At 54.4% G+C, this 23,632-nt stretch carries 18 protein-coding genes; 6 read left to right on the forward strand and 12 right to left on the reverse strand.

Annotated features, from left to right (window positions below; genetic code table 11):
- The first annotated feature begins 27 nt into the window (after positions 1-27).
- The gene (gene yjjX / locus AC0Z7K_RS15695) at positions 28-561 is read left to right on the forward strand and encodes an inosine/xanthosine triphosphatase (RefSeq protein WP_112168188.1); all 534 of its coding nucleotides are present in this window, start codon (positions 28-30) and stop codon (positions 559-561) included.
- Positions 562-583: 22 nt separating this feature from the next.
- Here yjjX and trpR read toward each other — a convergent pair whose 3' ends face one another.
- Positions 584-934 (reverse strand): trp operon repressor, encoded by a 351-nt coding sequence (trpR, locus tag AC0Z7K_RS15700; protein ID WP_485615123.1) that lies wholly within the window; start codon positions 932-934, stop codon positions 584-586.
- A 55-nt stretch (positions 935-989) separates the two neighbouring features.
- Positions 990-2,909, reverse strand: a complete 1,920-nt coding sequence (gene sltY, locus AC0Z7K_RS15705) for a murein transglycosylase (RefSeq protein WP_485615174.1) — start codon at positions 2,907-2,909, stop codon at positions 990-992.
- A 633-nt stretch (positions 2,910-3,542) separates the two neighbouring features.
- On the opposite strand from sltY, the gene AC0Z7K_RS15710 reads away from it, so the two are divergent.
- The 3 genes from AC0Z7K_RS15710 to ettA all read left to right on the forward strand — a co-directional run bounded on the left by AC0Z7K_RS15710 (position 3,543) and on the right by ettA (position 9,167).
- A complete protein-coding gene (locus AC0Z7K_RS15710) occupies positions 3,543-6,281 on the forward strand; it encodes a cation-transporting P-type ATPase (protein ID WP_413527772.1) in 2,739 nt (912 codons plus the stop codon).
- Positions 6,282-6,598: 317 nt separating this feature from the next.
- Complete coding sequence (gene rcsA / locus AC0Z7K_RS15715) at positions 6,599-7,282, forward strand: transcriptional regulator RcsA (protein WP_413527771.1); 684 nt, start codon at positions 6,599-6,601, stop codon at positions 7,280-7,282.
- Positions 7,283-7,499: 217 nt separating this feature from the next.
- Positions 7,500-9,167 (forward strand): energy-dependent translational throttle protein EttA, encoded by a 1,668-nt coding sequence (ettA, locus tag AC0Z7K_RS15720; protein WP_413527770.1) that lies wholly within the window; start codon positions 7,500-7,502, stop codon positions 9,165-9,167.
- Between the two features lie 60 nt (positions 9,168-9,227).
- On the opposite strand, the gene AC0Z7K_RS15725 is transcribed toward ettA, so the two are convergent.
- Positions 9,228-10,136 carry a LysR family transcriptional regulator gene (locus AC0Z7K_RS15725; protein ID WP_413527769.1) on the reverse strand — a complete coding sequence of 303 codons (909 nt, stop codon included), beginning with the start codon at positions 10,134-10,136 and terminating at the stop codon, positions 9,228-9,230.
- A 108-nt stretch (positions 10,137-10,244) separates the two neighbouring features.
- Here AC0Z7K_RS15725 and AC0Z7K_RS15730 point away from each other — a divergent pair, with 108 nt between their 5' ends.
- On the forward strand, positions 10,245-11,246 hold the full coding sequence (locus AC0Z7K_RS15730) for a zinc-binding alcohol dehydrogenase family protein (protein WP_413527768.1): 1,002 nt from the start codon (positions 10,245-10,247) through the stop codon (positions 11,244-11,246).
- A gap of 69 nt (positions 11,247-11,315) precedes the next feature.
- Here the strand turns inward: AC0Z7K_RS15730 and AC0Z7K_RS15735 are convergent, their stop codons facing one another.
- From AC0Z7K_RS15735 to serB, 5 genes are all read right to left on the reverse strand, one after another.
- On the reverse strand, positions 11,316-12,173 hold the full coding sequence (locus AC0Z7K_RS15735) for a DUF2950 domain-containing protein (RefSeq protein WP_413527767.1): 858 nt from the start codon (positions 12,171-12,173) through the stop codon (positions 11,316-11,318).
- Positions 12,174-12,190: 17 nt separating this feature from the next.
- The gene (locus tag AC0Z7K_RS15740) at positions 12,191-13,771 is read right to left on the reverse strand and encodes a DUF3300 domain-containing protein (RefSeq protein WP_485615124.1); all 1,581 of its coding nucleotides are present in this window, start codon (positions 13,769-13,771) and stop codon (positions 12,191-12,193) included.
- 376 nt (positions 13,772-14,147) lie between these two features.
- Complete coding sequence (gene nadR, locus AC0Z7K_RS15745; protein WP_485615125.1) at positions 14,148-15,407, reverse strand: multifunctional transcriptional regulator/nicotinamide-nucleotide adenylyltransferase/ribosylnicotinamide kinase NadR; 1,260 nt, start codon at positions 15,405-15,407, stop codon at positions 14,148-14,150.
- A 72-nt stretch (positions 15,408-15,479) separates the two neighbouring features.
- Complete coding sequence (radA, locus tag AC0Z7K_RS15750; RefSeq protein ID WP_112168179.1) at positions 15,480-16,862, reverse strand: DNA repair protein RadA; 1,383 nt, start codon at positions 16,860-16,862, stop codon at positions 15,480-15,482.
- A 39-nt stretch (positions 16,863-16,901) separates the two neighbouring features.
- The gene (serB, locus tag AC0Z7K_RS15755; RefSeq protein ID WP_485615126.1) at positions 16,902-17,867 is read right to left on the reverse strand and encodes a phosphoserine phosphatase; all 966 of its coding nucleotides are present in this window, start codon (positions 17,865-17,867) and stop codon (positions 16,902-16,904) included.
- Between the two features lie 146 nt (positions 17,868-18,013).
- Here serB and AC0Z7K_RS15760 point away from each other — a divergent pair, with 146 nt between their 5' ends.
- Positions 18,014-18,805, forward strand: coding sequence for a YtjB family periplasmic protein (locus tag AC0Z7K_RS15760; protein WP_112168177.1), 792 nt, complete (start codon positions 18,014-18,016; stop codon positions 18,803-18,805).
- A gap of 109 nt (positions 18,806-18,914) precedes the next feature.
- Here AC0Z7K_RS15760 and deoD read toward each other — a convergent pair whose 3' ends face one another.
- The 4 genes from deoD to deoC all read right to left on the reverse strand — a co-directional run bounded on the left by deoD (position 18,915) and on the right by deoC (position 23,246).
- Complete coding sequence (gene deoD, locus AC0Z7K_RS15765; RefSeq protein ID WP_413527763.1) at positions 18,915-19,634, reverse strand: purine-nucleoside phosphorylase; 720 nt, start codon at positions 19,632-19,634, stop codon at positions 18,915-18,917.
- A gap of 85 nt (positions 19,635-19,719) precedes the next feature.
- Positions 19,720-20,943, reverse strand: coding sequence for a phosphopentomutase (gene deoB / locus AC0Z7K_RS15770; RefSeq protein ID WP_485615127.1), 1,224 nt, complete (start codon positions 20,941-20,943; stop codon positions 19,720-19,722).
- Positions 20,944-21,031: 88 nt separating this feature from the next.
- The gene (gene deoA / locus AC0Z7K_RS15775; RefSeq protein WP_485615128.1) at positions 21,032-22,420 is read right to left on the reverse strand and encodes a thymidine phosphorylase; all 1,389 of its coding nucleotides are present in this window, start codon (positions 22,418-22,420) and stop codon (positions 21,032-21,034) included.
- Positions 22,421-22,466: 46 nt separating this feature from the next.
- The gene (deoC, locus tag AC0Z7K_RS15780) at positions 22,467-23,246 is read right to left on the reverse strand and encodes a deoxyribose-phosphate aldolase (protein WP_485615129.1); all 780 of its coding nucleotides are present in this window, start codon (positions 23,244-23,246) and stop codon (positions 22,467-22,469) included.
- Positions 23,247-23,632 lie beyond the last annotated feature (386 nt).

Genomic DNA, 23,632 nt, shown 5'->3' on the forward strand with positions numbered 1-23,632 from the left:
AAATTTGCTAAAGGATGCTAAAACTCTATGTACCATGTTGTCGCTGCAACCACTAACCCGGCAAAGATCAAAGCTATCGCCATGGCTTTTGAAGATATTTTCGGCGCTGAGGCATTCCGCATCGAAGGCGTTGACGTCGACAGTGGTGTTCCCAACCAGCCCATTGGCAGCAACGAAACCCGCACCGGCGCACGTCACCGCGTGATCGGCGCACGTCAGGTTCGCCCGGAAGCGGACTTCTGGGTCGGCGTGGAAGCCGGTATCGAAGACAATATGACGTTCGCGTGGATGGTGATTGAAAACATGCACCAGCGCGGCGAATCCCGTTCAGCCAGCCTGATGTTACCTGAAATCATTTTACAGGGAATTAACCAGGGCAGTGAACTGGGTGATGAGATGGAAAAGCTGACGGGTATCGCAGAAGTGAAACGCAAAGGCGGTGCCATTGGCGTGTTTACAGCAGGAAAACTCACCCGTACCAGTGTTTATCATCAGGCACTGGTACTGGCGTTAGCGCCCTTCCATAATTCGGTGTATCAGATCCGGGCGCAAACTCACTAAATTCAAGCTCAAAACGGACGCATCAGTCGTCCGTTTTGTCTGTCGATGACCTGTCCGTCAACAACTGCTCTCCCAGCCAGGCTTTCAGCGGTGCCGGTGCGGTCTTCAGACCGTTGGAACCACGCGTGATCGTGGCGATCCCTGCACCCAACTGGCTTTTCAGCTCCCGCTGGCTCATCTCTCCGCGCATCAACTCCTGAATAATCCGCACACGTGTGCCCAGCGCCGCACGCTCGTCAGGCGTCAGAAGCAGTTGCAGCAGATCCTGATGCAAATTTTCAGCAAAAGATTGCTGTAGCAGTGCCAGAAAGCACTGCCAGTCCTCATTGCCTTGTTGGGAAAGAGCAGGGTCATTGAGCGGTCGTTGAGTCATGTTGGGCTGCCATACTATTGAACTAGTACAGCAGCTTAACATAGACAACCGGAGATCAGTAACGCCTCTGCCATTCGGCATCCGTCAAAATCTTGGCGGGTTGATGTAAAAAGTAACGATAAAACGCATCATATGCCAACACATTTTTAACATACCGGCGCGTTTCAGAGAAAGGGATACTCTCGATGAAAGCCACGGAATCCACTCTGCCCGCGCTGTTACCCAGCCAGGTATTCACGCGTGACGGACCGGCGTTATAGGCAGCGCTGGCCAAAATGCGGTTGCGGCCAAACATCTGATAGACATATTCCAGATAGCTGGTGCCGATGGTGATGTTCATCTGCGGATCGAGCAGCTGCGCCGGATTGCTATAGCCCTGCAGGCTAAACATATCCACCGTATGCTGCGCGGTAGCAGGCATGACCTGCATCAGACCGGCTGCGCCCACCGGCGAACGGGCTTTCGGATTCCACGCACTTTCCTGACGGGCAATCGCCATCGCATAGCTTTGGGTAATACCTTTTTCATTGGTTGCACGGCGGAATTCATCCGGCCACGCCAGCGGGAAACGCTCTTCCAGATAATCCCACAGCTTGCCGGTGATGGTCGCCTGCACGCTCAGGTCCGGCCATTTTTGCTCGAAAGCATAACGCGCCAGTGCCGACTGCTGTGTTTCACTGCGGCTGCTCACCAGATAACTCCACTCGGTGCGCGCCAGATTATCCATCTGCCAGTACATCAGTTCGCGGACGCGTGCCACTTCCGGCAGTTTGCCGATGCTGGCGTCCGGTTTAGCGGCTACAGAAATCTGCATCGGATACGCAATATTGAGCTTTTGCGCGGCCGCCATCGGGTAGAAACCACGGCCTTTCATTAACGTTCGCAGCATCGCCTCGCCTTGCGATTTCTGACCTTTATCGATCATCACCGACGCACGCCAGTACTGCCATTCATCTTCTTGCAAGGCATCAGCCGGCAAACGATCCAGCCACTGGCTTAATCCCTGGCGATCGCCTGCGGCCAGCGCCATGCGGATACGACGCTCGACCAGCGTGGTGGAATGGCTGCGCAGAATCACGTTGTCGCGCCATGCCGCCTGTTCAGAGGTGACATCGCTCCCCATGTAGCGCCAGGCAACGGCTTCTTCCAGTTCCAGACGGTCGCTGTCGCTCATTTTCTGCAAACGGGCCAGCACCGGGATCATCGAGCGTGCATTTTCTGAATCATCACGGGCGATGCGGGCGAACGTGATGCTGGTGGCATTGCGGGTAAAATCGGTTGGCCCGACGCTGCGCGCAAAGCTTTCAATGGTGTTCGGATTATTTTGCAGATCCAGCAGCGCATCGCGCATGGTCTGGTAGTCCGGCGGCAGCTGTTTGGCGAGGAAATTCACCAGATTGGTATTCCCGGCTTTCATCGCCAGGCCGATTCGCTGCAACGTGGTCAGTGCGGTTTGGTTACCGGCTCCCTGCCAGACGCTGAACAGCTTGTCGCAGGCGTTCGGCAGCGATGTGCCGGTGAGCCAGATGTCTTTTGCGCCATCGAAGGCGGTTTTCTGATCGCCGGTCGCCCATTTGGCGTAATAGAAGTTACAACGCGCAGCGACCGGTTTAGGTGCCTGCGGGCTGAAGGAGAGTAAACTGTTCCAGTCCTGACGGCTCGCCAGCTCGTTAACGAAACGGGCAGGCAAAGAGCGCGCAGGCGGTAATGTCGGATTAGCTTTCACGAAAGCATTGATCTGAGCCGGCGTCGCTTCGCCTAAATTTTGCGTCAACTGGCGGTATTCCAGATAAGGATAAAGCGGATAGTCTTCCAGCGTCGGCATCAGCTGACTGACGACGTCCATCTGGTTGCTGTCCCACGCCTGTTTGATCTGCATATAGTGCTGACGCTGCGCGTCGAGGGAATCTGCTTTCGCCGCGCCCGACACCGTTACCAGCAACACGCTCATTGCCAGCGAGTACCACTTGTCCACCTTGACCATACTTACCTTTATCCTCGCGGGTTGTCTTTCTTACTGCGCAGACTGCACAGGTATGGCGCTACAGACGCTCTGATTTTCATGTCGAAATTGTTCTGCGTACTGTAGACCTCGTCTACGCTAATCGATTCATTTTTAAAATTGAAGTAATGCCGCCGTGACATCACAAACTTTACACAGTGTGGTGCATGCGGTGAGTGCTTACCAGACATCCCAAAACGTTTTTACGTACGCCTGCATAATGACCTTATTATTAACAGGTGAATGAAGATATTCTTAGGATTATTCGCGATAAAAGATAGCATCCTTACTATCACAATAATAATAGATGCATTGACAAACCTTATATTTATTTACGCTAATTTACTCAGTTAATTACTTTCTAAACAAACGTTAAATGAAAAGTTAAAAATACAGATAATCCTAATTCATATAATTTATTGTTTTTAAAAGACTAAAATATTAAAAACCAACGTAACAAAGTATTTCTTAACTCAGATCAAAACCCATTCCACGTATTAAATTATCATCTCCCCATGTTGTAAAAGCGGTCTTAGATATTCTCCGTAATTACTCTGATGAATTAATAAATCCGCGACACTCTTTTAATCGCTTATGGAAAACGTTATGAATCCTTCATCACCTGCTGTGAAAACCAATGCCAGTCCCTCCTCTTCAGCTTCGCCAGAAAACAAAACCTGGTATCAGCTGAGCAGTAAAGAAGCCATGCTGCGTCTGGGCACAGACGAAAAGGGTCTGAGCCCGCAGGACGTCACTCAGCGTCTGAACGAATATGGGCCAAATGCCCTGCCGGAAAAACAAACCAAAAGCGCGCTGATGCGTTTTCTGGCGCACTTTAATGATGTACTGATTTATATCCTGCTGGCCGCGGCGGTCGTCACCGGCGCGATGGGACACTGGGTTGATACCTTTGTGATCCTGGGTGTGGCGGTCGTCAACGCGCTAATCGGTTTTTTGCAGGAAAACAGCGCTGAGAAGTCACTGAAAAGTATTCAGAATATGCTTTCAAGCCAGGCCGTTGTCCTGCGCGACGGACAAGTGCAAACCATCAATGCAGACCAGCTGGTGCCCGGTGATATCGTGCAGCTGCGTCCGGGGGACAAAATCCCGGCTGACCTGCGCATCATCAGCGCCCACAACCTGCAGGTCGAAGAAGCGATCCTGACCGGTGAATCCACTGTCGTCACCAAAAACGCCCATGTCATTGACGGCGAAGTGATGATTGGCGACCGTCACAATCTGCTGTTCTCCGGCACAATGATAAGCGGCGGTACCGCATCCGGTGTGGTTTACGCCACCGGTAAAGAAACTGAACTCGGCCACATCAACCAGATGATGTCTGAGATTAAGCCGCAGCGCACACCGCTGTTACAGCAAATCGATAAATTGGGTAAAGGCATTTTCGCCCTGATTTTACTGATGATGGCGTTCCTGTTTGTTTTCGCCTTCATCCTGCGTGATATGCCGCTCGGCGAGCTGTTACTGTCGCTAATCAGTCTGGCGGTCGCTTCCGTACCGGAAGGTTTACCGGCAATTATCTCGATTATTCTGTCCCTCGGCGTCCAGTCGATGGCGCGAAATCACGCCATCATCCGCAAGCTGCCGACCGTCGAAACCCTCGGCTCTATGACCGTCATCTGCTCGGATAAAACCGGCACCCTGACGATGAATGAAATGACCGTCAAGGCCGTGATTCTGGCCGACCGCGTCTACAACGTCGAAGGTGAAAGCTACCAGCCAAAAGGCCGCATTGTGGATGCCGGTACGCAGCAGCAGATCGATGTCATCAACACGCCGGTGCTCAACACCTTTATCACCGCCGTGGATATCTGTAACGACAGCCAGCTGATGCAGGATGACAAAGGCCACTGGGGCATCACCGGCGGGCCAACTTCCGGTGCGCTGAAAGTGCTGGCCGCGAAATCGAATCTGAACACCGGCAAAATTGAGCCGTTGGACAAAATCCCGTTCGATTCCAAGCACAAATATATGTCTACCCTGCAACGCATCAACGGCAAAAAACAGCTATTCCTGACCGGCGCACCGGATGTGCTGTTCTCGCTGGCAAAATTTGAGCTGACTGAAGACGGCATCAAACCTTTCCGCCGCGAATACTGGGAAGAGGAAATGGCGCGCTATGCCCGTCAGGGCCTGCGCATGGTCGCCGCAGCGTTCAAAGATGAGCCTGAAATCAACGGCGATTTAAACCACGACGATTTGCAGGACGGCCTGATTTTCGCCGGTATCGCCGGAATGATGGATCCACCGCGTCCGGAAGCCATTGATGCGATAGCTCAGTGCCAGCAGGCAGGGATCCGCGTCAAAATGATCACCGGCGACCATCAGGAAACCGCGATGGCAATCGGCAAAATGCTGGGCATCGGCAACAGCGGCGATTCCATCACCGGCTACCAGCTGGAGCACATGGACGACGCAGAACTGGCGGTCGCCGCCAGCCAGTACGACATCTTCGCCCGCACCAGCCCTGAGCATAAACTGCGCCTGGTCAAAGCCTTGCAGGACACCGGCGAAGTTGTCGGCATGACCGGCGACGGTGTGAACGATGCGCCTGCGCTGAAACAGGCCGATGTCGGCATAGCAATGGGTATCAAAGGCACCGAAGTCACCAAAGAAGCGGCTGATATGGTGCTGACCGATGATAACTTCGCGACCATCGCCAGCGCAGTGAAAGAAGGGCGTCGTGTTTATGACAACCTGAAGAAAACCATCCTGTTTATTCTGCCGACTAACCTCGCGCAGGGTCTGCTGATTATTCTGGCGATTCTGGCCGGTGCGGTGATCCCGCTGACGCCGGTGCAAATCCTCTGGATGAACATGGCCACCTCGACCACGCTTTCCTTCGGTCTGGCCTTCGAGCCGGCAGAGAAAGGCATGATGCGTCGCCGTCCGCGCGCGCCGGGTCAACATGTTCTCGACCTGTACTCGGTCTGGCGTATCGCGTTCGTCGGTATTCTGATTGCCTGCAGCGCCTTTATTCTTGAAGCCTGGATGCAACCGCGCGGCTACAGCAGCGACCTTATCCGCACCGTGCTGTTACAGACGCTGGTCACCGCGCAGTGGGTGTACATGTTCAACTGCCGCGTAATGGACCGTTTCCCGCTGACCCGCGAAGTGTTCGTCAACAAAGGTCTGTGGGTGGTCTCCGCCGTGTTGCTGGTGTTGCAGCTGGCGATTATTTACCTGCCGGTAATGAACAGCCTGTTCGGCACCGTGCCGATGCCACTGAAATTCTGGGGCATTACGCTGGTGGTCGGGGCGATGATTTTCGTTATCGTCGAAATAGAGAAATGGCTGGTGAACCGCTTTATCCGCAAGAAAGTCTGACTTTTATACAAACTGCCGGGCTATGTTCTGTAGCCCGGTTTTTTTCATCAAAAATATGACAGTTCCTGAAACCTTACGGTCACACAGACTCATTTTGTCTCAAATTTCTCACAAAACGTCCCAAAGCCCGTACAACTGATTTACATCAACCCGCCCCCGACTTATTACTTTGCCCAAGGGTATTCCCGCACACAGCTTTTTCAGCATTGCCGCTTTCCGGCAATTTTCAGGGTACGCCCCAAAAATTCACAGCCGGTCGCATAACAACGAGCTCTTTCTGCTCAGGCAGACCCAGAGAGCCAAAAAATAGGTAACGCATGATGTCATCGCTCATTGTAGATAAGTGCTATTACACACAGCTGGCATTGCAGTCGCTCTTGCAACTGAACGGACAACACCAGAAAGATATTCTTTCGCTTAAGGACATCAACGAGCTGCAAACCGCCTGCAAGTCACTGACACCTGAAATCATCTTTGTAAATGAAGACTGCTTTATGTCTGATGTGCGATCGGGAAAGGCGCTTAAAGCTGTCATCAACGCCCATCCCGGTACGCTGTTTTTTGTGTTCATTTCCAAAGATAACCTCAACTATCAGAACTATGTGCCAATCCGACGCAATGTGATCATTGTGTCGAAATCGATCCGCACCACCACGATTTATCAGCTGATCGCCCATAACCTGCAAATTTCGCGCGCGATAGAAATCGGTGTGCCGTTGGATCTCACGCCGGTCAGCCTGAGCCGCACCGAGTTCAGCATTCTGAAAATGTGGATGTCAGGACTGGATACGCAGAACATTTCTCAGCATCTGAATATCAAGCAAAAAACCGTGGCCTCGCACAAAGGTAACATCAAACGCAAAGTCAAAACGCAGAATAAACAGGCGATTTATCATGTTGTTAAACTCACTGACATTCTGACCTCCGGCATGTTTGTTGGCCGCCCACACCCGCTGCGCCCTGCCAGCGAATCCGGGGAAATCGCGGTTCCTGTTGGTTAAAAACGTTAAGCCCCCTCTTTCTCCGGTAACATTCTCGCCTTACTGTGAAGCTGATGGTTGGGAACACGACTGAAACACGCTAAACTTGCCGGTCGGAACCCTTATCAGTCATGCCGCAGTCAGGCGGGGCTGGCTTATTTCGCCGCAGCGCCCGTTGGATCAGGAACTCTGGTCTGGCACACACGCGCGGTCCGCAGAGAAAGAGGCTCAAAACAACGTGGCTCAATACGTATATTCCATGCACCGCCTCGGCAAAGTTGTTCCGCCGAAGCGTCATATTCTTAAGAACATCTCCCTGAGTTTCTTCCCTGGCGCCAAAATTGGTGTTCTGGGTCTGAACGGTTCAGGTAAATCTACGCTGCTGCGCATCATGGCCGGTATTGATACCGACATCGAAGGTGAAGCGCGTCCGCAACCGGATCTGAAAATCGGCTATCTGCCGCAGGAACCGCAGCTGAACATGGAACACACCGTGCGTGAGTCCGTGGAAGAAGCCGTTTCCGAAGTCGTCGGCGCGTTAAAACGTCTCGATGAGGTTTATACGCTGTACGCCGATCCTGAAGCTGATTTCGACAAACTGGCCGCTGAGCAGGGTCGTCTGGAAGAGATCATTCAGGCGCACGACGGACACAACCTGAACAGCCAGCTGGAACGTGCCGCCGATGCGCTGCGTCTGGCCGACTGGGACGCGAAAGTGGCGACCCTCTCCGGGGGTGAACGCCGCCGCGTGGCACTGTGCCGCCTGCTGCTGGAAAAACCAGACATGCTGCTGCTCGACGAACCCACCAACCACCTGGATGCTGAATCCGTGGCATGGCTGGAACGTTTCCTGCACGATTTCGAAGGCACCGTTGTGGCGATCACCCATGACCGTTACTTCCTCGATAACGTCGCCGGATGGATCCTCGAGCTTGACCGCGGTGAAGGTATTCCGTGGGAAGGTAACTATTCCAGCTGGCTGGAACAAAAAGATGAACGTCTGGCGCAGGAAGCGTCTTCTGAAGCGGCTCGTCGTAAATCTATCGAGAAAGAGCTGGAGTGGGTACGTCAGGGCGCGAAAGGCCGTCAGTCTAAAGGCAAGGCCCGTCTGGCACGCTTTGAAGAGCTGAACAGCACCGAATACCAGAAACGTAACGAAACCAACGAACTGTTTATTCCACCGGGTCCACGCCTTGGCGACAAAGTCGTTGAAGTGAAAAACCTGAGCAAGTCTTACGGCGACCGTGTGCTGATCGACGATTTGTCCTTCACCGTACCAAAAGGCGCGATTGTCGGGATTATCGGTCCGAACGGCGCGGGTAAATCCACGCTGTTCCGCATGATGTCAGGTCAGGAAGCCCCGAACGCCGGCACCATTGAGCTCGGCGACACCGTGAAACTGGCCTCCGTCGATCAGTTCCGTGATTCCATGGACAACAGCAAAACCGTGTGGGAAGAAGTGTCCGGTGGTCAGGACATCATGCGCATCGGCACCACTGAAATGCCAAGCCGCGCCTACGTCGGCCGCTTTAACTTCAAAGGTGTTGATCAGGGCAAACGCGTCGGCGAATTGTCCGGTGGTGAGCGTGGTCGTCTGCATCTGGCTAAACTGCTGCAGGTTGGCGGTAACATGTTGCTGCTCGATGAACCGACCAACGACCTTGATATCGAAACCCTCCGCGCGCTGGAAAACGCCTTGCTGGAATTCCCGGGCTGCGCCATGGTCATTTCCCATGACCGTTGGTTCCTCGACCGCATCGCGACCCACATCCTCGATTATCAGGATGAAGGCAAAGTCGAATTCTTCGAAGGTAACTTCACCGAATACGAAGAATACAAAAAACGTACTTTAGGTGCCGAAGCGTTAGAGCCTAAGCGCATCAAGTACAAGAAAATCATCAAGTAATCTTTTTTACTTATGCTTTTCAGCAAAGGCCCGGAAACGGGCCTTTTTTATGTCTGTCGTTTACCCCGCCAGCGTCTCATTGTAGCTCTTCGCAAAGCCGTACTCCTCCAGCATAAAATCGATAAAACAGGCCAGTGCCGGAGAATTCAGTTTCCTCCCCGGATAGACCAGATACAAATCGTTGCCCTCCGCTTCCCACTCCGGCAGCACCCGCACCAGCATGCCTTTCGCGACTTCGTCATGACACAAAAATGCCGGTAACAGCGTGATGCCCGCCCCTGCCAGCGCGCATTCCCGCGCATACAGCAGATTGTCGGTGGTATGCGTTGAAGGTAACAGCCAGCGGTGATAGGTCTCTCCGCGATGCAGCACCCACTCCGACCAGGCACGGTGCGCGATACAGTGATGCGACGCCAGCTGCGGCGGCGATTCGAGCGCCGGATGCTGCGCCAGATACGCCGGAGATGCCAGCAGATAGCGCGGACTGTGGCCGAGCTCACGGCCAATCAGCGAGGAGTCTTGCGGTTTGCCGGTGCGCAGTGCGATATCAAACCCTTCCTGCACCAGATCGACCATCGCATCGGAGACTGACACTTCCAGCGAGACATCGGGATAGCGTTTCTGAAACTCGACGTTTACCCGTGCCAGCAGCGTCGCGCCCAGTCCCGCCGGGCTGGTAATGCGCAACCGCCCGCTCGGGTTATCGCGCAGACGGCGGATCGCCAGCTCCGCCCGTTCGCTGGCCTGCATCATTTCCTGACAATGAATCAGATAGCGTTCACCGGCGAAGGTCAGATTGAGCTGGCGCGTGGTGCGGTTGAGCAGCCGCAGGCCGAGGGATTTTTCCAGCTGGCTGATGCGCTGACTGACGCTGGATTTCGGCAAACCGGCACGTTTCGCCGCCTGGGTAAAACTGCCGCATTCCGCCACCAGCGCAAACAGCGCCATGTCCTGCAATTGTTTAAACACGATTGTTCACCTCAGCCGAACACTTTGTTAGGTATTGTCCATCTTATCAGCTTGCCGCAGGAGGGCTAGACTGTCTGTATACCCTAAGAAGCAAACGGAGAAATTCTGATGTCTGTTAAAGCAATCGCAGTAAACCCGAAAGACCCGGCGCATTTCATCGCTGTCGAGTTACCACAGCCTGCCGCCGGCGAACACGATCTGCTGGTAGAAGTGAAAGCAGTATCGGTTAACCCTGTCGATACCAAAGTCCACAAAGGCGTGCAGAAAAGCGGCCTGGACGCACCGAAAGTGCTCGGCTGGGATGCGAGCGGTATCGTTAAAGCCGTCGGCAGCGCGGTCAAAAATTTCAAAGCGGGCGATGAAGTCTGGTACGCCGGTGACATCACCCGCTCCGGCAGTAATGCCACCGAACAGCTGATCGACTCGCGCATTGTGTCGGTCAAACCGAAAAGCCTGAACTGGGCAGAATCCGCCGCGATGCCTCTGACCGCGCTGACCGCGTGGGAAGCACTGTTCGAGCATCTGAACATCCAGAATGCGTCAGAAGACAAAACCCTGCTGATCATCGGCGGTGCCGGTGGTGTCGGATCGCTGGCGATCCCATTCGCGTCACTGCGCAGCAAAGTGAACGTCATTGCGACCGCGTCACGCCCGGAATCAGCACAATGGTGTCTGGATCGCGGTGCGGATCTGACCGTGAACTACAAAGATCTGAAAGGCGAACTGGCGAAGCATGACATCAAACAGGTGGATTTCATTCTGTGCCTGAACGATACCGACGGTCACTGGGCGGCGATTTCCGATCTGATCGCGCCGATGGGCCACATCTGTACCATCGTGGAGAACGAACATCCACTGGATATGAATAAGCTGAAGCTGAAGAGCGCCGCGCTGCACTGGGAACTGATGTACACCCGCAGCATGTTCAACACGCCGGACATCGCGCAGCAGGGCGAGATCCTTAAACAGGTCGCCGCGCTGGTGGATGAAGGCAAAGTGCAGACCACACTGAGCGATACCCTTCACGGCCTGAGCGTTGAAAGCATCGAAGCCGCGCACGCCAAAGTGCTCGACGGTCATATGCAGGGTAAAGTGGTCGTCGCGTTCTAAGCTGACACCATTGTGAGTAAAAAAGCCGTCACTTGCGTGGCGGCTTTCTGTTTTTTGCGCATCAGACGGCTATTCTCCGTCGTCGACCTTCTGCCATTTCGCATCCGGATCAAACGCGTTTATCGCCCGCGCCGCTGCGTCGGTGTCCGCCCCTAAATCCTGCTGATACACCTCGCCCTGCTGGTTTATCATAAAACTGGTGATGCCCGTGTGACCGTAATCCACCGGCCAGGCGATCAGCGCAAAGCCCTTAGTCATCTTACCGTTGTCGATATAGCTGTAAGCTCCACCGCTGGCATTCGCGCCCTGCGCGGTCAGAATGCGGAAGTAATAGCCGTGATAAGCAGACTCCGGCCGATCATTACCAAAGGCCGGGCCAAGCGGGCTGGGCGCTTCCCCCTCTTTCACCGGCCAGTATAAGCCGTCGTGCTGCCCGTCAGTGCTGATAAACTTTTGCGCGTACTGCCCCGTGCCCTGCTGGTATTGGTGCTGGGCATCGGCATACGCCGCGACCGCCTGAATAGTGGAAAGCTCATTGCGCCCGATAGTTCGCGTGGCAATCTCTGCCGCACCCGCCGCGATATCAAATGACCAGCCCTGCGCCGTTTGTCTGATCGGGATCGGCAGCTGCCAGTTCTCCGCACCAACGTTCAGGTGCGCCACGTCCCCCTGCTTCACGATGCTGTGGCTGACATTCCAGTCGCGCAGAAAGCGGGCGACCTCCTCAGGATCGACATCCTTTTGCGGCAAATACACCTGCCAGTCATCGCCCAGTAATTGTTTCAGTGCGGCATCGTCATGCCCGCTCACCGCTTTTACCAGTGCCTGAGCGGCCAGCTCCGGCTGCGGGAAGGACTGCTGGGCAAAGGCGCACAAAGGAAACACCAGCGCACCGGCAGAAATCAGAAGACGGCTAAACTTATTCATTACCTTTCCTCACAAAATTAGCGCCGCTGAAAATGATGACCTTCCCCGCCGGCTGATCTCGCAGGCTGGAAGTCGCGCATCTGACGACGGCTCTGATCCCCCCGCGCCTGCTGCTGCTGCCACGACGGCGCGCGGCTGGAGTTCCCGCTGAACGCCGTGCTGCGCGTCATGTTGCCACCCTGTCGGAAATTCTCCATCTGCGGATGACTCCCGTTACGTTGGGACATCATGCTGCCATTCGTGTGCTGGGAAAGCTGCCCCTGATGTGATAACGCATCGTGCTGCGGCAACTGGCGACCAGAGACGTGATGGCTGTCAGACGCCGATACAGGCCGGCTGGCAGGTACCGAGCGAGGTGATGAATGCGATTGCCCCGGCGCGAAACCCGGATGGCTGTTCATCACTGACGCCGCCTGCTGACGGCGCTGATCGAGATTCTGATTCTGCACGCCGCCGTTGTTACGCCCGACGGCGCTGCCGTCAAAACCGCGATAATTATTACGCTGCGCGGCATTGTTCAGCGCACGATTTTGCGTGGCACCGCTCAGGTTTGCAGGACGGGTTGGCGTACCGGCGTTAAACGCTGCATTGTGCTGCCAGCCTGCAGTATTCGCGGAGCCCGCATGATTCACCGCAGTGTTATTGCCGGAGATACGGTTGTAATTATTGACGTTAACGTTGACGTAATTATTTTGTCTCCCGCCATGATGGCCGTCATCGTGATGATCGTCATGGTGATCATAGTCGTCGTGATGATGATCGTCATCCCAGTCAATGCTGCCGAAAATCGCATAGGTCGCGGCGACGCCTACACCAAAACCGATGCCCGAGACCACGCCATTCACAAACTGCTGCCCCGGAGGCGGCGGCAAATAGACCGGCGGATAAGCCGGCGTCGGCCAGGCGCCATACACCACATTCGGGTTGTAGCTCGGTACGTAAACCACCTGCGGATCGGCGGATTCAATAATGATGGTTTGCTGCGCCGGTGCGCTTTTTACCACAGTAGTACTGCTGTTTTGCGCTGCCGGTTTAACCGTCACTTTCTGCTGCGGAGTGCTTTTCAGCGCGCCGCTTTTTTGCGCCACCTGACGGAATTTCTGCACGGTATCCATCACGTCGGCAGGCTGCGCCAGAAAGGCGTCGCCGAGGTTTTGTACCCATGCGGGATCTTCCCCCATCAGCGCCAGCAGTTGCGGGAACGCCACCAACGATTTCACACTCGGATCCCACGGCTCATTCGCTACGGCGCTCACCGCTGCATCACCCTGACTTTGCGGATGGTCACGCGACCACTGAACCGCCTGAATGACGTTGGTCGGATAAGTCGAAGCCATCAATACTTGTGAAAGCAGGCTGTCAGGATAGAGCGCAACGGGCGCAACCCACTGATCGAGCTGAGCCTGTGTAAAAGCAGGAGGCGTATTGGTCATTGCGGGCACGGGTGTAGCAGCAGGCGCAGGGGGCGCTGTCTGCGTGGTGGTTTCTGCCTGTGAACGGGCCGGAAGCCAGCCCTGCGTAAACATCACGCTGGCCAGCGCAAAAGCACCCGCACCGCAAAGCACTGCAATACCCCAGGGCTTGAATGATAAATTCATTCGGATCACCTTAGAAAGCCTCCGCCGGAATGCGAGGCACAATGAATGAGTATAATCTGACAAATAAAACTCAACGGCTGTCACTGTATTTTTATTTCGCAAATGGGATTTACGCATAAAATGCGTAATTAATGAGGATATAAATGATTTTTTATCAACAGCATGAAATAGCTGGTTTTTTTATTTATCCGCGTTACAAACAGAATTAATAAAATTGCTTACCAACATAATCAGATGAATTCATTAATAATTATAAAAAATATAAATACACAAAATCATTCATGTCGTGAATGATTGTTCAGCCCGAATTGATAGTGATAAAAAAAGCGCCGACTCCGCAGAGTCAGCGCTTTTTAATTTTTCTGGCTGACGACGGTCAGGACAAAGACGGCGCGTTCAACCGGCTGGTATCGGCGGCCAACATATTCTGCACCAGCTCGATACATTCCAGAAAACGCTGGTCGTAATCCGACGATTCAACGTGAACGTAATCGACATTGTTTTGTTTCAGCATGTCGATTAACAAATTCTGGAAAGACATGCGGTCCGTGGTGCTGCCCAGACTGCGCAGACCGTCGGCGACCCACGGCGTATTGTTTTCCAGCAGGATAACCAGATCGAATTTGTATTCGTCCATCAGCGCCTGCACGAAAGGATGTTCGCGGCCTTCGTACTTTTTACAGAATGCCTGCGTGGTCAGGAAATCAGTATCGATAAACGCTACTTTATTGGCGTATTTCACTGCAAAATCAATATATTGTGCCTGTCCGAGAGCAATTTTATCGTAATCAGAATATTGCAGCGCCATCTCGTCACCGCCGAGGTGTGAGAACACGTAATCGCGGCCATATTCCCAGGCACTGGTGGTGTTGAATATGTTGGCTAACTTATTGATCAACGTGGATTTTCCGCTGGATTCGCCGCCCAGCACCGCCACGGTGCGCACAAAGAACGGCTTCACTTCGGTGGGGATGTAATCCCAGTAGCGGAACGGATCGTGACGGATCTGGCGGCCACTGATGTTCATGAAGGACCGTTTCGGGTCAATCAAAACGGTTTCAATACCCAGATGCTCGCGATACTGCGGCGCATCGGCCTCTTCGCTGGAATAAATGGTATTGGGCTCAATGCCTTTCTGGCCCATGAACTCTTTGATACCGCGCCCCCAGACATCCCAGCCGTGCGGATACGGCTCCATGCCCTCTTCGTTAAAGGCATGAATATGAATGTTTTTCTGGTATTTGAAGGTTTGCAGCAGCCAGCGCAGGCGATCGCTGACCGTCGGCTGCTGGGACATCGAACTGTTCTCGAACAATTCACGGTCGCGTGGCTCGTCGTAGCCCATGATGATGTGCAGTTCATCAACCTGACTACAGGCGCGCTGGATCAGATAGATGTGGCCGGTGTGCAGCGGATAAAACTTGCCGAACACCACGCCGATATTTTTTTCGCGCCGGGGAAACTCAAGGTCGAGGAAGCGATGCAGCGCCTCGAGCTTTTGCGCGCTGGGGCTTTTTATCTTTGCATTCAACAGCTGGCTCAGATAACCCTTGGTCATCCCGCTGGCCTCTGCCACCTGCTGTAATGTTCTTCCCTGCTGCTTAATCGCGGTTTTCAGATAATCGAACTGAGACATACCCTGTCCTTATGTTTGCTTTACTAAACAAAAAATAGCACAAACTCAGGGCGAAAGAACACCGGATAACCGTTACAAATCGTCGAGGATCGCCAGCGCATCGGCCAGTTTTTTGACGCCAAACACCTGCATTCCGGCAGGCACTTTTTTCGGCACGTTGGCGTGCGGCACAATCGCGCGTTTGAAGCCGTGCTTCGCCGCTTCGGTAATGCGCTCCTGACCGCTTGGCACCGGACGGATTTCCCCGGACAGCCCGACTTCGCCGAAGACCACCAGATCGTGCGGCAACGGCCTGTCTCGCAGGCTCGACACCAGCGAAAGTAGCAGCGCCAGATCGGCACTGGTTTCAGTGACTTTCACACCGCCGACCACGTTGACGAAGACATCCTGATCCGCCATCTGCAGCCCGCCGTGACGATGCAAAACGGCCAGCAGGATAGCCAGACGGTTCTGCTCAAGGCCCACGGCCACGCGGCGCGGATTGCCCATCATCGACTGATCGACCAGCGCCTGCACTTCGACCAGCAGGGGCCGCGTACCTTCCCACAGCACCATTACCGAACTGCCCGAGGTGATTTCATCACCACGGCTGAGGAAGATAGCGGAAGGGTTACTGACTTCGCGTAAACCTTGTTCAGTCATAGCAAACACGCCCAGCTCGTTCACTGCGCCAAAACGGTTTTTATGGCTGCGTAATGTACGGAAACGGGAATCAGCATCACCGTCGAGCAGTACCGAACAGTCGATGCAGTGTTCGAGCACTTTTGGCCCGGCCAGTGAGCCGTCTTTAGTGACGTGACCGACCATCACGATCGCCACGCCGCGCGTTTTGGCGAATCGGGTGAGATAGGCGGCGGTTTCACGCACCTGCGCCACGGTACCTGGCGACGACTGGATATCCGCCATGTGCATCACCTGAATGGAGTCGATGACCATAAGTTTCGGTTTTTCAACATCGGCAATTTCGCAAATTTGCTCGATGCTGGTTTCCGAAAGCATGTTCATGTTAGCCGTCGGCAACCCGAGGCGGTGAGCACGCATCGCGACCTGTTGCAGCGATTCTTCCCCGGTGACGTACAGGGTTTTCATATTTTCGCTGAGATGACACAGAATTTGCAGCAGCAAGGTACTTTTACCGGCGCCCGGATTCCCGCCGATCAGAATCGCGCTGCCCGGCACCACGCCGCCGCCGAGCACACGGTCAAACTCTTTAAAACCGGTGCTAAAACGCGGAAGTTCATCGAGGCTGATGTCCGAGAGCTTCTGCACGCGGCTGACGCCCGCATCGCCCGCGTAACCGGTCAGGCGCTCGTTGCGCGCCACGGTCGGAGAAGCCGCCAAACGGATTTCAGTAATGCTGTTCCAGGCCTGACAGGCACTACACTGCCCTTGCCAGCGCGGATAGTCTGCGCCACATTCATTACACACAAATGCACGTTTTGGAGCTTTAGCCACAACTTACCTCTTTGTTTATTAACATTCTGTATTTGCTGACTAGGACTGACTGCCGCTAAGAATACACAAAACACCCAGCAAATCCGCATGACGGATGCATACTTCCGCCTGTGCGTAGACTTTCGGTTTGGCGTGATAGGCAATGCCCATGCCCGCGACGGCCATCATTTTCAGATCGTTGGCACCGTCGCCAATCGCCACCGTTTGTTCATGCGGGATTTCGAGCTTTTCAGCCAGTTTCAGCAGCGTGTCGGCTTTATATTGCGCATCGACAATCGGCCCGATCACGCGGCCGGTCAGTTTGCCGTCGCGAATTTCCAGCTCGTTGGCGGCCACATCCACCAGATTCAGCTTATCGCGCAGGTATTCGGCGTAATAAGTAAAGCCGCCGGACGCAATCGCCACGTGCCAGCCCGCTTCCTGTAAACGCTGAACCATGACCGTCAGGCCCGGCATCAGCGGCAGGGTTTCACGTACCTGTTGCAGAATGCTGGCATCGGCGTCCTTAAGCGTAGCGACGCGCTGACGCAGGCTGGCGGAGAAATCCAGCTCGCCGCGCATGGCGCGTTCAGTCACCTCTGACACCTGTTCACCGACGCCCGCCAGTTTGGCGATTTCGTCGATGCATTCAATCTCAATCGCGGTAGAATCCATGTCCATCACCAGCAGACCCGGCGTGCGCAGATAAGGCACTTTACCGAGCTGCGTGACGTCAAACTCAAAGGATTCCGCCAGTTTTTGCGCATCCGCCGTCAGTGACCCGGCCAGACGCACCACCTGATAACCTTCCACCGCCCACGCGCTGACAATCACCAGAGCGCGCCCTAACTGGCGCTGGAACTGCGTAATGCTGATTTTATCGAGTTTTCTACCGTACAGAAGCCACCCGGTGTGTCCTGCCCGGTAATCCAGCGGCATCACTTCATCACCGCTCAATGAAAGGGGAAGTCCCGGCCATTGGTGGATCTCCGCGGGAAGATCGCAATAGGTCAGACTGTTTGGCATGATTACTCCGGTAGATTGGTTTGTTAAAACGACAATGAAAAAACGGTAGAAAAGGCAGGGCGTCGCCGATAAATGAAGGCATCAAGCTACCTTATCGCTGCCGCTTCTGGCAACATTAAAGTCATCGAAAAACGCAAGGAAACGGAATGGCAAAGGCCAAACTCAAATTTCGCCTGCACCGCGCTGCTATCGTATTGATTAGCCTGGCGTTATTGGTCATTCTTATGCAAGGCGCTTCCTACTTCAGCCTGGGGCATCAGCTCGCGCGCTCCACGCAGGTTGAGCAACTCGCCCAAACGCTCGCCAAACAGGTGGCATTTTCGCTCGCGCCGTTAATGGACAGCGACAATGATGGCGCGGATATCGCACAAATTTCCACTATTTTGAGTCAGCTGACCGACGGCAGCCGCATTCTCGACGCCAGCGTTTATGAATCGGACGGCTCGCTGGTCGCCCATGCGGGTGAACAGGTGCCGGTGCGCGATCGTCTTTCCCTCGACGGCAAACGCGCGGGCAGCTACTTCAACCATCAGATTGTGGTGCCTATCGAAGACAAGAGCGGGCCGAGCGGTTTTTTGCGCATTACGCTCGATACTCACGTGCTGGCGACAGAATCCAAACAGGTGGATAACACCACTAACCTGCTGCGTCTGATGATGCTCGCCGCGCTGGGTGTCGGCATTATACTCGCCCGCACGCTGTTGCAGGGGCGCCGTTCACGCTGGCAGCAGTCGCCGTTCCTGCTGACGGCCAGTAAACCGGTGAAAGAAGATGATGAGCCTGAAGAAGAAGCACCTGACGATTTCGGCCCGCCGCCGACGCTGAACCTGACCGAACCCGACGCCGAAGTGGCGCCAGCAAAACCGGCCACCGAAGCGCAAACCAAAGAAGCCGCACAGGCTGCCTACCGCAGCCTGAAACGCAGCAAGCCGAAGTGATCCAAATAATCAGCGACCGCGTTACTTCAGAGAATGCCTATCTCATTGCATAGCAAAACGGGCGCCATCTGGCACCCGTTTTTTTAACTCTGCAACAATGCGGCAGAACTTATTCTTTATCGCCTAACAGAACGGATTCCAGTGCGATTTCAACCATGTCGTTGAAGGTCGTCTGGCGTTCAGCAGCGGTAGTTTGCTCGTGAGTACGGATATGGTCGGAAACGGTACAGATGGTCAGCGCTTTCGCACCGAATTCTGCTGCCACGCCGTAGATACCGGCGGCTTCCATTTCTACGCCCAGAATGCCGTATTTTTCCATCACGTCGAACATCTGCGGGTCTGGTGTATAGAAAAGATCTGCGGAGAAGATGTTACCAACGCGGGCGTGAATACCTTTCGCTTTCGCAGCATCAGCGGCGTTACGCACCATGTCGTAATCAGCAATTGCGGCATAGTCGTGGTCTTTGAAACGCATGCGGTTCACTTTGGAATCGGTGCAGGCACCCATACCGATCACGATGTCGCGCAGTTTGATGTCTGCACGCACAGCGCCACAAGAACCCACACGGATAATTTTTTTCACGCCGAATTCGGTAATCAGCTCTTTGGCATAAATTGAGCAGGAAGGAATGCCCATGCCATGGCCCATGACAGAAATTTTGCGGCCTTTGTAAGTGCCGGTGAAACCTAACATGCCACGCACGTCGTTCACCTGCTTAACGTCCTGCAGGAAGGTTTCCGCGATGTGCTTGGCACGCAGCGGATCTCCTGGCATCAGCACTACGTCAGCAAAGTCGCCCATTTCAGCATTAATGTGTGGAGTTGCCATTTTTTTATTCCTTAATCAGCGAGGTATCACATTCATCATAAAAACGCGGCCAGTATTCAATGTACTGGCCGCGTATGCAAAAGTCTTACAGCATGGATTTACCGTAGTCCATTGGTGACAAGTCGAAGTATTTCGCGACCGTCTGACCAATATCCGCGAAGGTTTCGCGGTGGCCCAGCGAGCCCGGTTTCACTTTCGGGCCGTAGATTAACACCGGAATGTGCTCACGGGTATGATCTGTACCGCGCCATGTCGGGTCACAACCGTGGTCAGCAGTGAAGATGATGATGTCATCTTCTTTCACCAGTTCCAGCAACTCCGGCATACGACGGTCGAACAATTCCAGTGCCGCAGCGTAGCCCGCAACATCACGGCGGTGGCCGTAAGAGGAATCGAAATCAACGAAGTTAGTGAAGACAATGGTCTTATCGCCGGCTTCTTTCATTTCTTTGATGGTCGCGTCAAACAGCGCGTCCAGGCCAGTGGCTTTCACTTTTTTGGTGATACCCACCTGCGCGTAGATATCCGCGATTTTACCGACGGATACCACGTGGCCATTTTTCTCATCGACCAGCTTTTTAAGGATGGTCGGTGCCGGTGGTTCTACCGCTAAGTCGTGACGGTTACCGGTACGCTCGAAGTTCCCGGCTTTGTCGCCAATGAACGGACGGGCGATCACGCGGCCAATGTTGTAGCCGCCTTCGGTCAGTTCTTCACGGGCGATTTCGCACAGTTCATACAGACGATCCAGCCCGAAGGTTTCTTCGTGACAGGCGATCTGGAAAACAGAATCCGCAGAGGTGTAGAAAATCGGCTTGCCGGTTTTCATGTGTTCTTCGCCTAAATCATCCAGCACCACGGTACCGGAGGAATGGCAGTTGCCCAGATAGCCCGGCAGATTGGCGCGCTCGACCAGTTTGTCCAGCAGCGCCTGCGGGAAGCTGTTGGTGGTATCGCTGAAGTAGCCCCACTCAAACAGCACAGGCACACCGGCGATTTCCCAGTGGCCTGACGGGGTATCTTTACCGGATGATAATTCGCTGGCGTAGGCATACGCACCGGTGATTTCAGAATCACCGTCCATGCCGTCAGGAATTTTACCGGTGGATTCTTCAGCGGCTTTCGCCAGGCCCAGACGGGTCAGGTTCGGCAGATTCAGCGGCCCTTTGCGACCTTTGTCGGCTTCGCCACGCGCACAGGCAGCCGCAATATGGCCCAGTGTGTCGGAGCCTGTATCGCCAAAGCGTTCGGCATCTTCACTGGCACCGATACCGAATGAGTCTAACACCATGATAAATGTACGTTTCATTTTGCTCTCCTGCGAATGGTTACGCATTGGGTCACGCGGAACTGCCGCGTACCTGATCAGTCTTAAATGGGGGCGAGACCGCCTGAAATCAAGCGTTACCGCCGATCCGGCGATACACCACCGGCGTGCTTTCCGGCGCTTTGTCACTCAGAACAATGGCGGCGCGCACTTCTGCAGCGGCCTGCTGCCACGCGTTTTCGCTGTTGGCGTGGATCATCGCCAGCGGCTGACGCGTATCGACCTGCTGGCCAAGCTGTGCCATGTGGGTCAGACCGACGCTATAGTCGATAGGATCGCTGGCACGACGACGGCCACCGCCCAGTGACACCACCGCCATACCCAGCGCGCGGGTATCCATTGCGCTGACGATGCCGTTGGTTTCGGCGAACACCGGTTTGCTCAGCGTGGCCTGTGGCAGATAGCGATCGTAATTCTCGATGAAGTCCGCCGGGCCTTTTTGCGCCGCAATCATGCGGCCAAAGATTTCTGCCGCTTTGCCGTTATCCAGCACCGCCTGCAGTTTGCTGCGGGCGTCGGCGTCGTCTGTTGCCAGACCACCGGAGAGCAGCATTTCCACGCACAGCGCCATCGTCACTTCAAGCAGGCGCGGATTGCGGTATTCGCCGGTCAGGAAGCGCACGGCTTCGCGCACTTCGACTGCGTTACCGGCGCTCGACGCCAGCACCTGATTCATGTCAGTGAGCAGCGCGGTGGTTTTGCAGCCTGCGCCGTTTGCCACATCGGCAATTGACTGGGCCAGATCTTCGGACAGCTGGTAGGTCGGCATAAATGCACCGGAACCCACTTTGACGTCCATGACCAGCGCATCCAGACCTTCGGCCAGTTTCTTGGCAAGGATTGATGCAGTGATCAGAGGAATAGAATCGACGGTTGCGGTGATATCGCGGGTCGCATAGAAGCGTTTGTCTGCCGGAGCCAGCGAGCTGGTCTGGCCGATAATGGCTACGCCGACGTCCTGAATAATGCGACGGAAGCGGCTGTCATCCGGGAAGATATCAAAGCCCGGAATGGCTTCGAGTTTATCCAAAGTACCGCCGGTATGACCCAGGCCACGTCCGGAGATCATCGGCACGTAACCGCCACAGGCGGCAACCATCGGGCCTAACATCAGAGACGTCACGTCACCCACGCCGCCGGTAGAATGTTTATCCACAATCGGGCCGTTCAGGTTCAGGCTTTTCCAGTTCAGAACGGTACCTGAATCGCGCATGGCCATGGTCAGCGAAACGCGCTCATTCATGGTCATGTCGTTGAAATAAATAGTCATAGCCAGTGCAGCAATCTGACCTTCTGAAACCTGACTGTCGCGAATACCGTTCACAAAGAAACGAATCTCTTCGTCACTTAAAGGATGGCCATCACGTTTTTTACGAATAATTTCTTGTGCGAGAAACAAGGTATCCCCCTGCCTGAGCTGAACGCCAAAATCTGGACGCTGAATATGCGGGCGCCGCATGGCAGCGCCCCGAAAGATGCGCACCGCAAACGCGGTGCCGTGGTGATCAATAGCTGCTGGTGGCTTTCTGGCCGGCGTGACCCAGAGTGGTCAGCAGGCTTGCCAGCAGGCTGGAGGCACCAAAACGGAAGTGACGTGCGTCAGCCCATTCGCGGCCCAGCAGACGGTCAGCCAGCGCCAGATACTGCGCAGCATCTTCAGCGGTTTTCACGCCACCGGCAGGTTTGAAACCCACGTCTTTGCCCACGCCCATTTCAGCGATCACGCTCATCATCAGCTCAGCACTGTGCAATGTCGCGTTTTCCGGCACTTTACCGGTGGAGGTTTTAATGAAGTCAGCGCCTGCTTTAATAGCGATTTCAGAGGCTTTGCGGATCAGCGCGTCTTGCTTAAGCTCACCGGTTTCGATGATCACTTTCAGCAATACGTTGGCAGCAGCACAGGCTTCTTTGCACTGTTTGACCATCTCAAAACCGACCTGCTCGTTACCGGCCATCAATGCGCGGTAAGGGAAAACTACGTCCACTTCGTCAGCGCCGTAGGCGATGGCGGCGCGGGTTTCGGCCAGGGCTATTTCAAGATCGTCATTACCGTGCGGGAAGTTGGTCACGGTGGCAATGCAGATGTCCGGCGTGCCTTGCTCGCGCAGGGTTTTACGGGCAATCGGAATAAAACGAGGATAAATACAAACAGCAGCAGTGTTACCTGCCGGGCTTTTCGCCTGGTGACAAAGCGCGATCACTTTTGCATCGGTGTCGTCTTCGTTCAGGGTGGTTAAATCCATCAGGTTCAGCGCACGTTGTGCTGCGGTGGTTAAATCGGTCATATAACTCTCCAACAATTTTCAATTCCAGCGACCAGCCAGAACTGAGCATACAGTCATGAATTCCTTTCGGCGGTTAACGTCGGAGAAGAATTCTGCACGGTTGGCGAGCGGACTTGGTTCCTTGAAGATAGCGTGCGTAAGCGCTTTAGCGACTTACGCGGCAACTGAGATCCTTCTCACCGCGCTTGGATTGGCTAACGCCAATTCGTTGTGACTATTTGAACACGTCACATCAGGTTCCTGTGTGCAGTATTTCACACAAAATGAAAACCGTTTGCAACGTTGCTTAGTGAAATGAGATCTAAATCACATTTACCCGGCGTTATGCTCAGTATTCGGCCTATATAAGAGTGTATACCCGATTCGTGACAAAGGGAGTTCGGGCA

The organism is Rahnella sp. 1L-D-7-B-C2 (genome assembly GCF_057290995.1).

What these genes read in the sequence shown, in the direction of transcription:
- deoA (WP_485615128.1), bottom strand. Translation starts at nt 22,420, where the DNA reads ATGCGGCGCCCGCATATTCAGCGTCCAGATTTTGGCGTTCAGCTCAGG.
- deoB (WP_485615127.1), bottom strand. Translation starts at nt 20,943, where the DNA reads ATGAAACGTACATTTATCATGGTGTTAGACTCATTCGGTATCGGTGCC.
- trpR (WP_485615123.1), bottom strand. Translation starts at nt 934, where the DNA reads ATGACTCAACGACCGCTCAATGACCCTGCTCTTTCCCAACAAGGCAAT.
- yjjX (WP_112168188.1), top strand. Translation starts at nt 28, where the DNA reads ATGTACCATGTTGTCGCTGCAACCACTAACCCGGCAAAGATCAAAGCT.
- AC0Z7K_RS15735 (WP_413527767.1), bottom strand. Translation starts at nt 12,173, where the DNA reads ATGAATAAGTTTAGCCGTCTTCTGATTTCTGCCGGTGCGCTGGTGTTT.
- deoC (WP_485615129.1), bottom strand. Translation starts at nt 23,246, where the DNA reads ATGACCGATTTAACCACCGCAGCACAACGTGCGCTGAACCTGATGGAT.
- AC0Z7K_RS15730 (WP_413527768.1), top strand. Translation starts at nt 10,245, where the DNA reads ATGTCTGTTAAAGCAATCGCAGTAAACCCGAAAGACCCGGCGCATTTC.
- AC0Z7K_RS15740 (WP_485615124.1), bottom strand. Translation starts at nt 13,771, where the DNA reads ATGAATTTATCATTCAAGCCCTGGGGTATTGCAGTGCTTTGCGGTGCG.
- deoD (WP_413527763.1), bottom strand. Translation starts at nt 19,634, where the DNA reads ATGGCAACTCCACACATTAATGCTGAAATGGGCGACTTTGCTGACGTA.
- rcsA (WP_413527771.1), top strand. Translation starts at nt 6,599, where the DNA reads ATGATGTCATCGCTCATTGTAGATAAGTGCTATTACACACAGCTGGCA.
- AC0Z7K_RS15760 (WP_112168177.1), top strand. Translation starts at nt 18,014, where the DNA reads ATGGCAAAGGCCAAACTCAAATTTCGCCTGCACCGCGCTGCTATCGTA.
- AC0Z7K_RS15710 (WP_413527772.1), top strand. Translation starts at nt 3,543, where the DNA reads ATGAATCCTTCATCACCTGCTGTGAAAACCAATGCCAGTCCCTCCTCT.
- serB (WP_485615126.1), bottom strand. Translation starts at nt 17,867, where the DNA reads ATGCCAAACAGTCTGACCTATTGCGATCTTCCCGCGGAGATCCACCAA.
- nadR (WP_485615125.1), bottom strand. Translation starts at nt 15,407, where the DNA reads ATGTCTCAGTTCGATTATCTGAAAACCGCGATTAAGCAGCAGGGAAGA.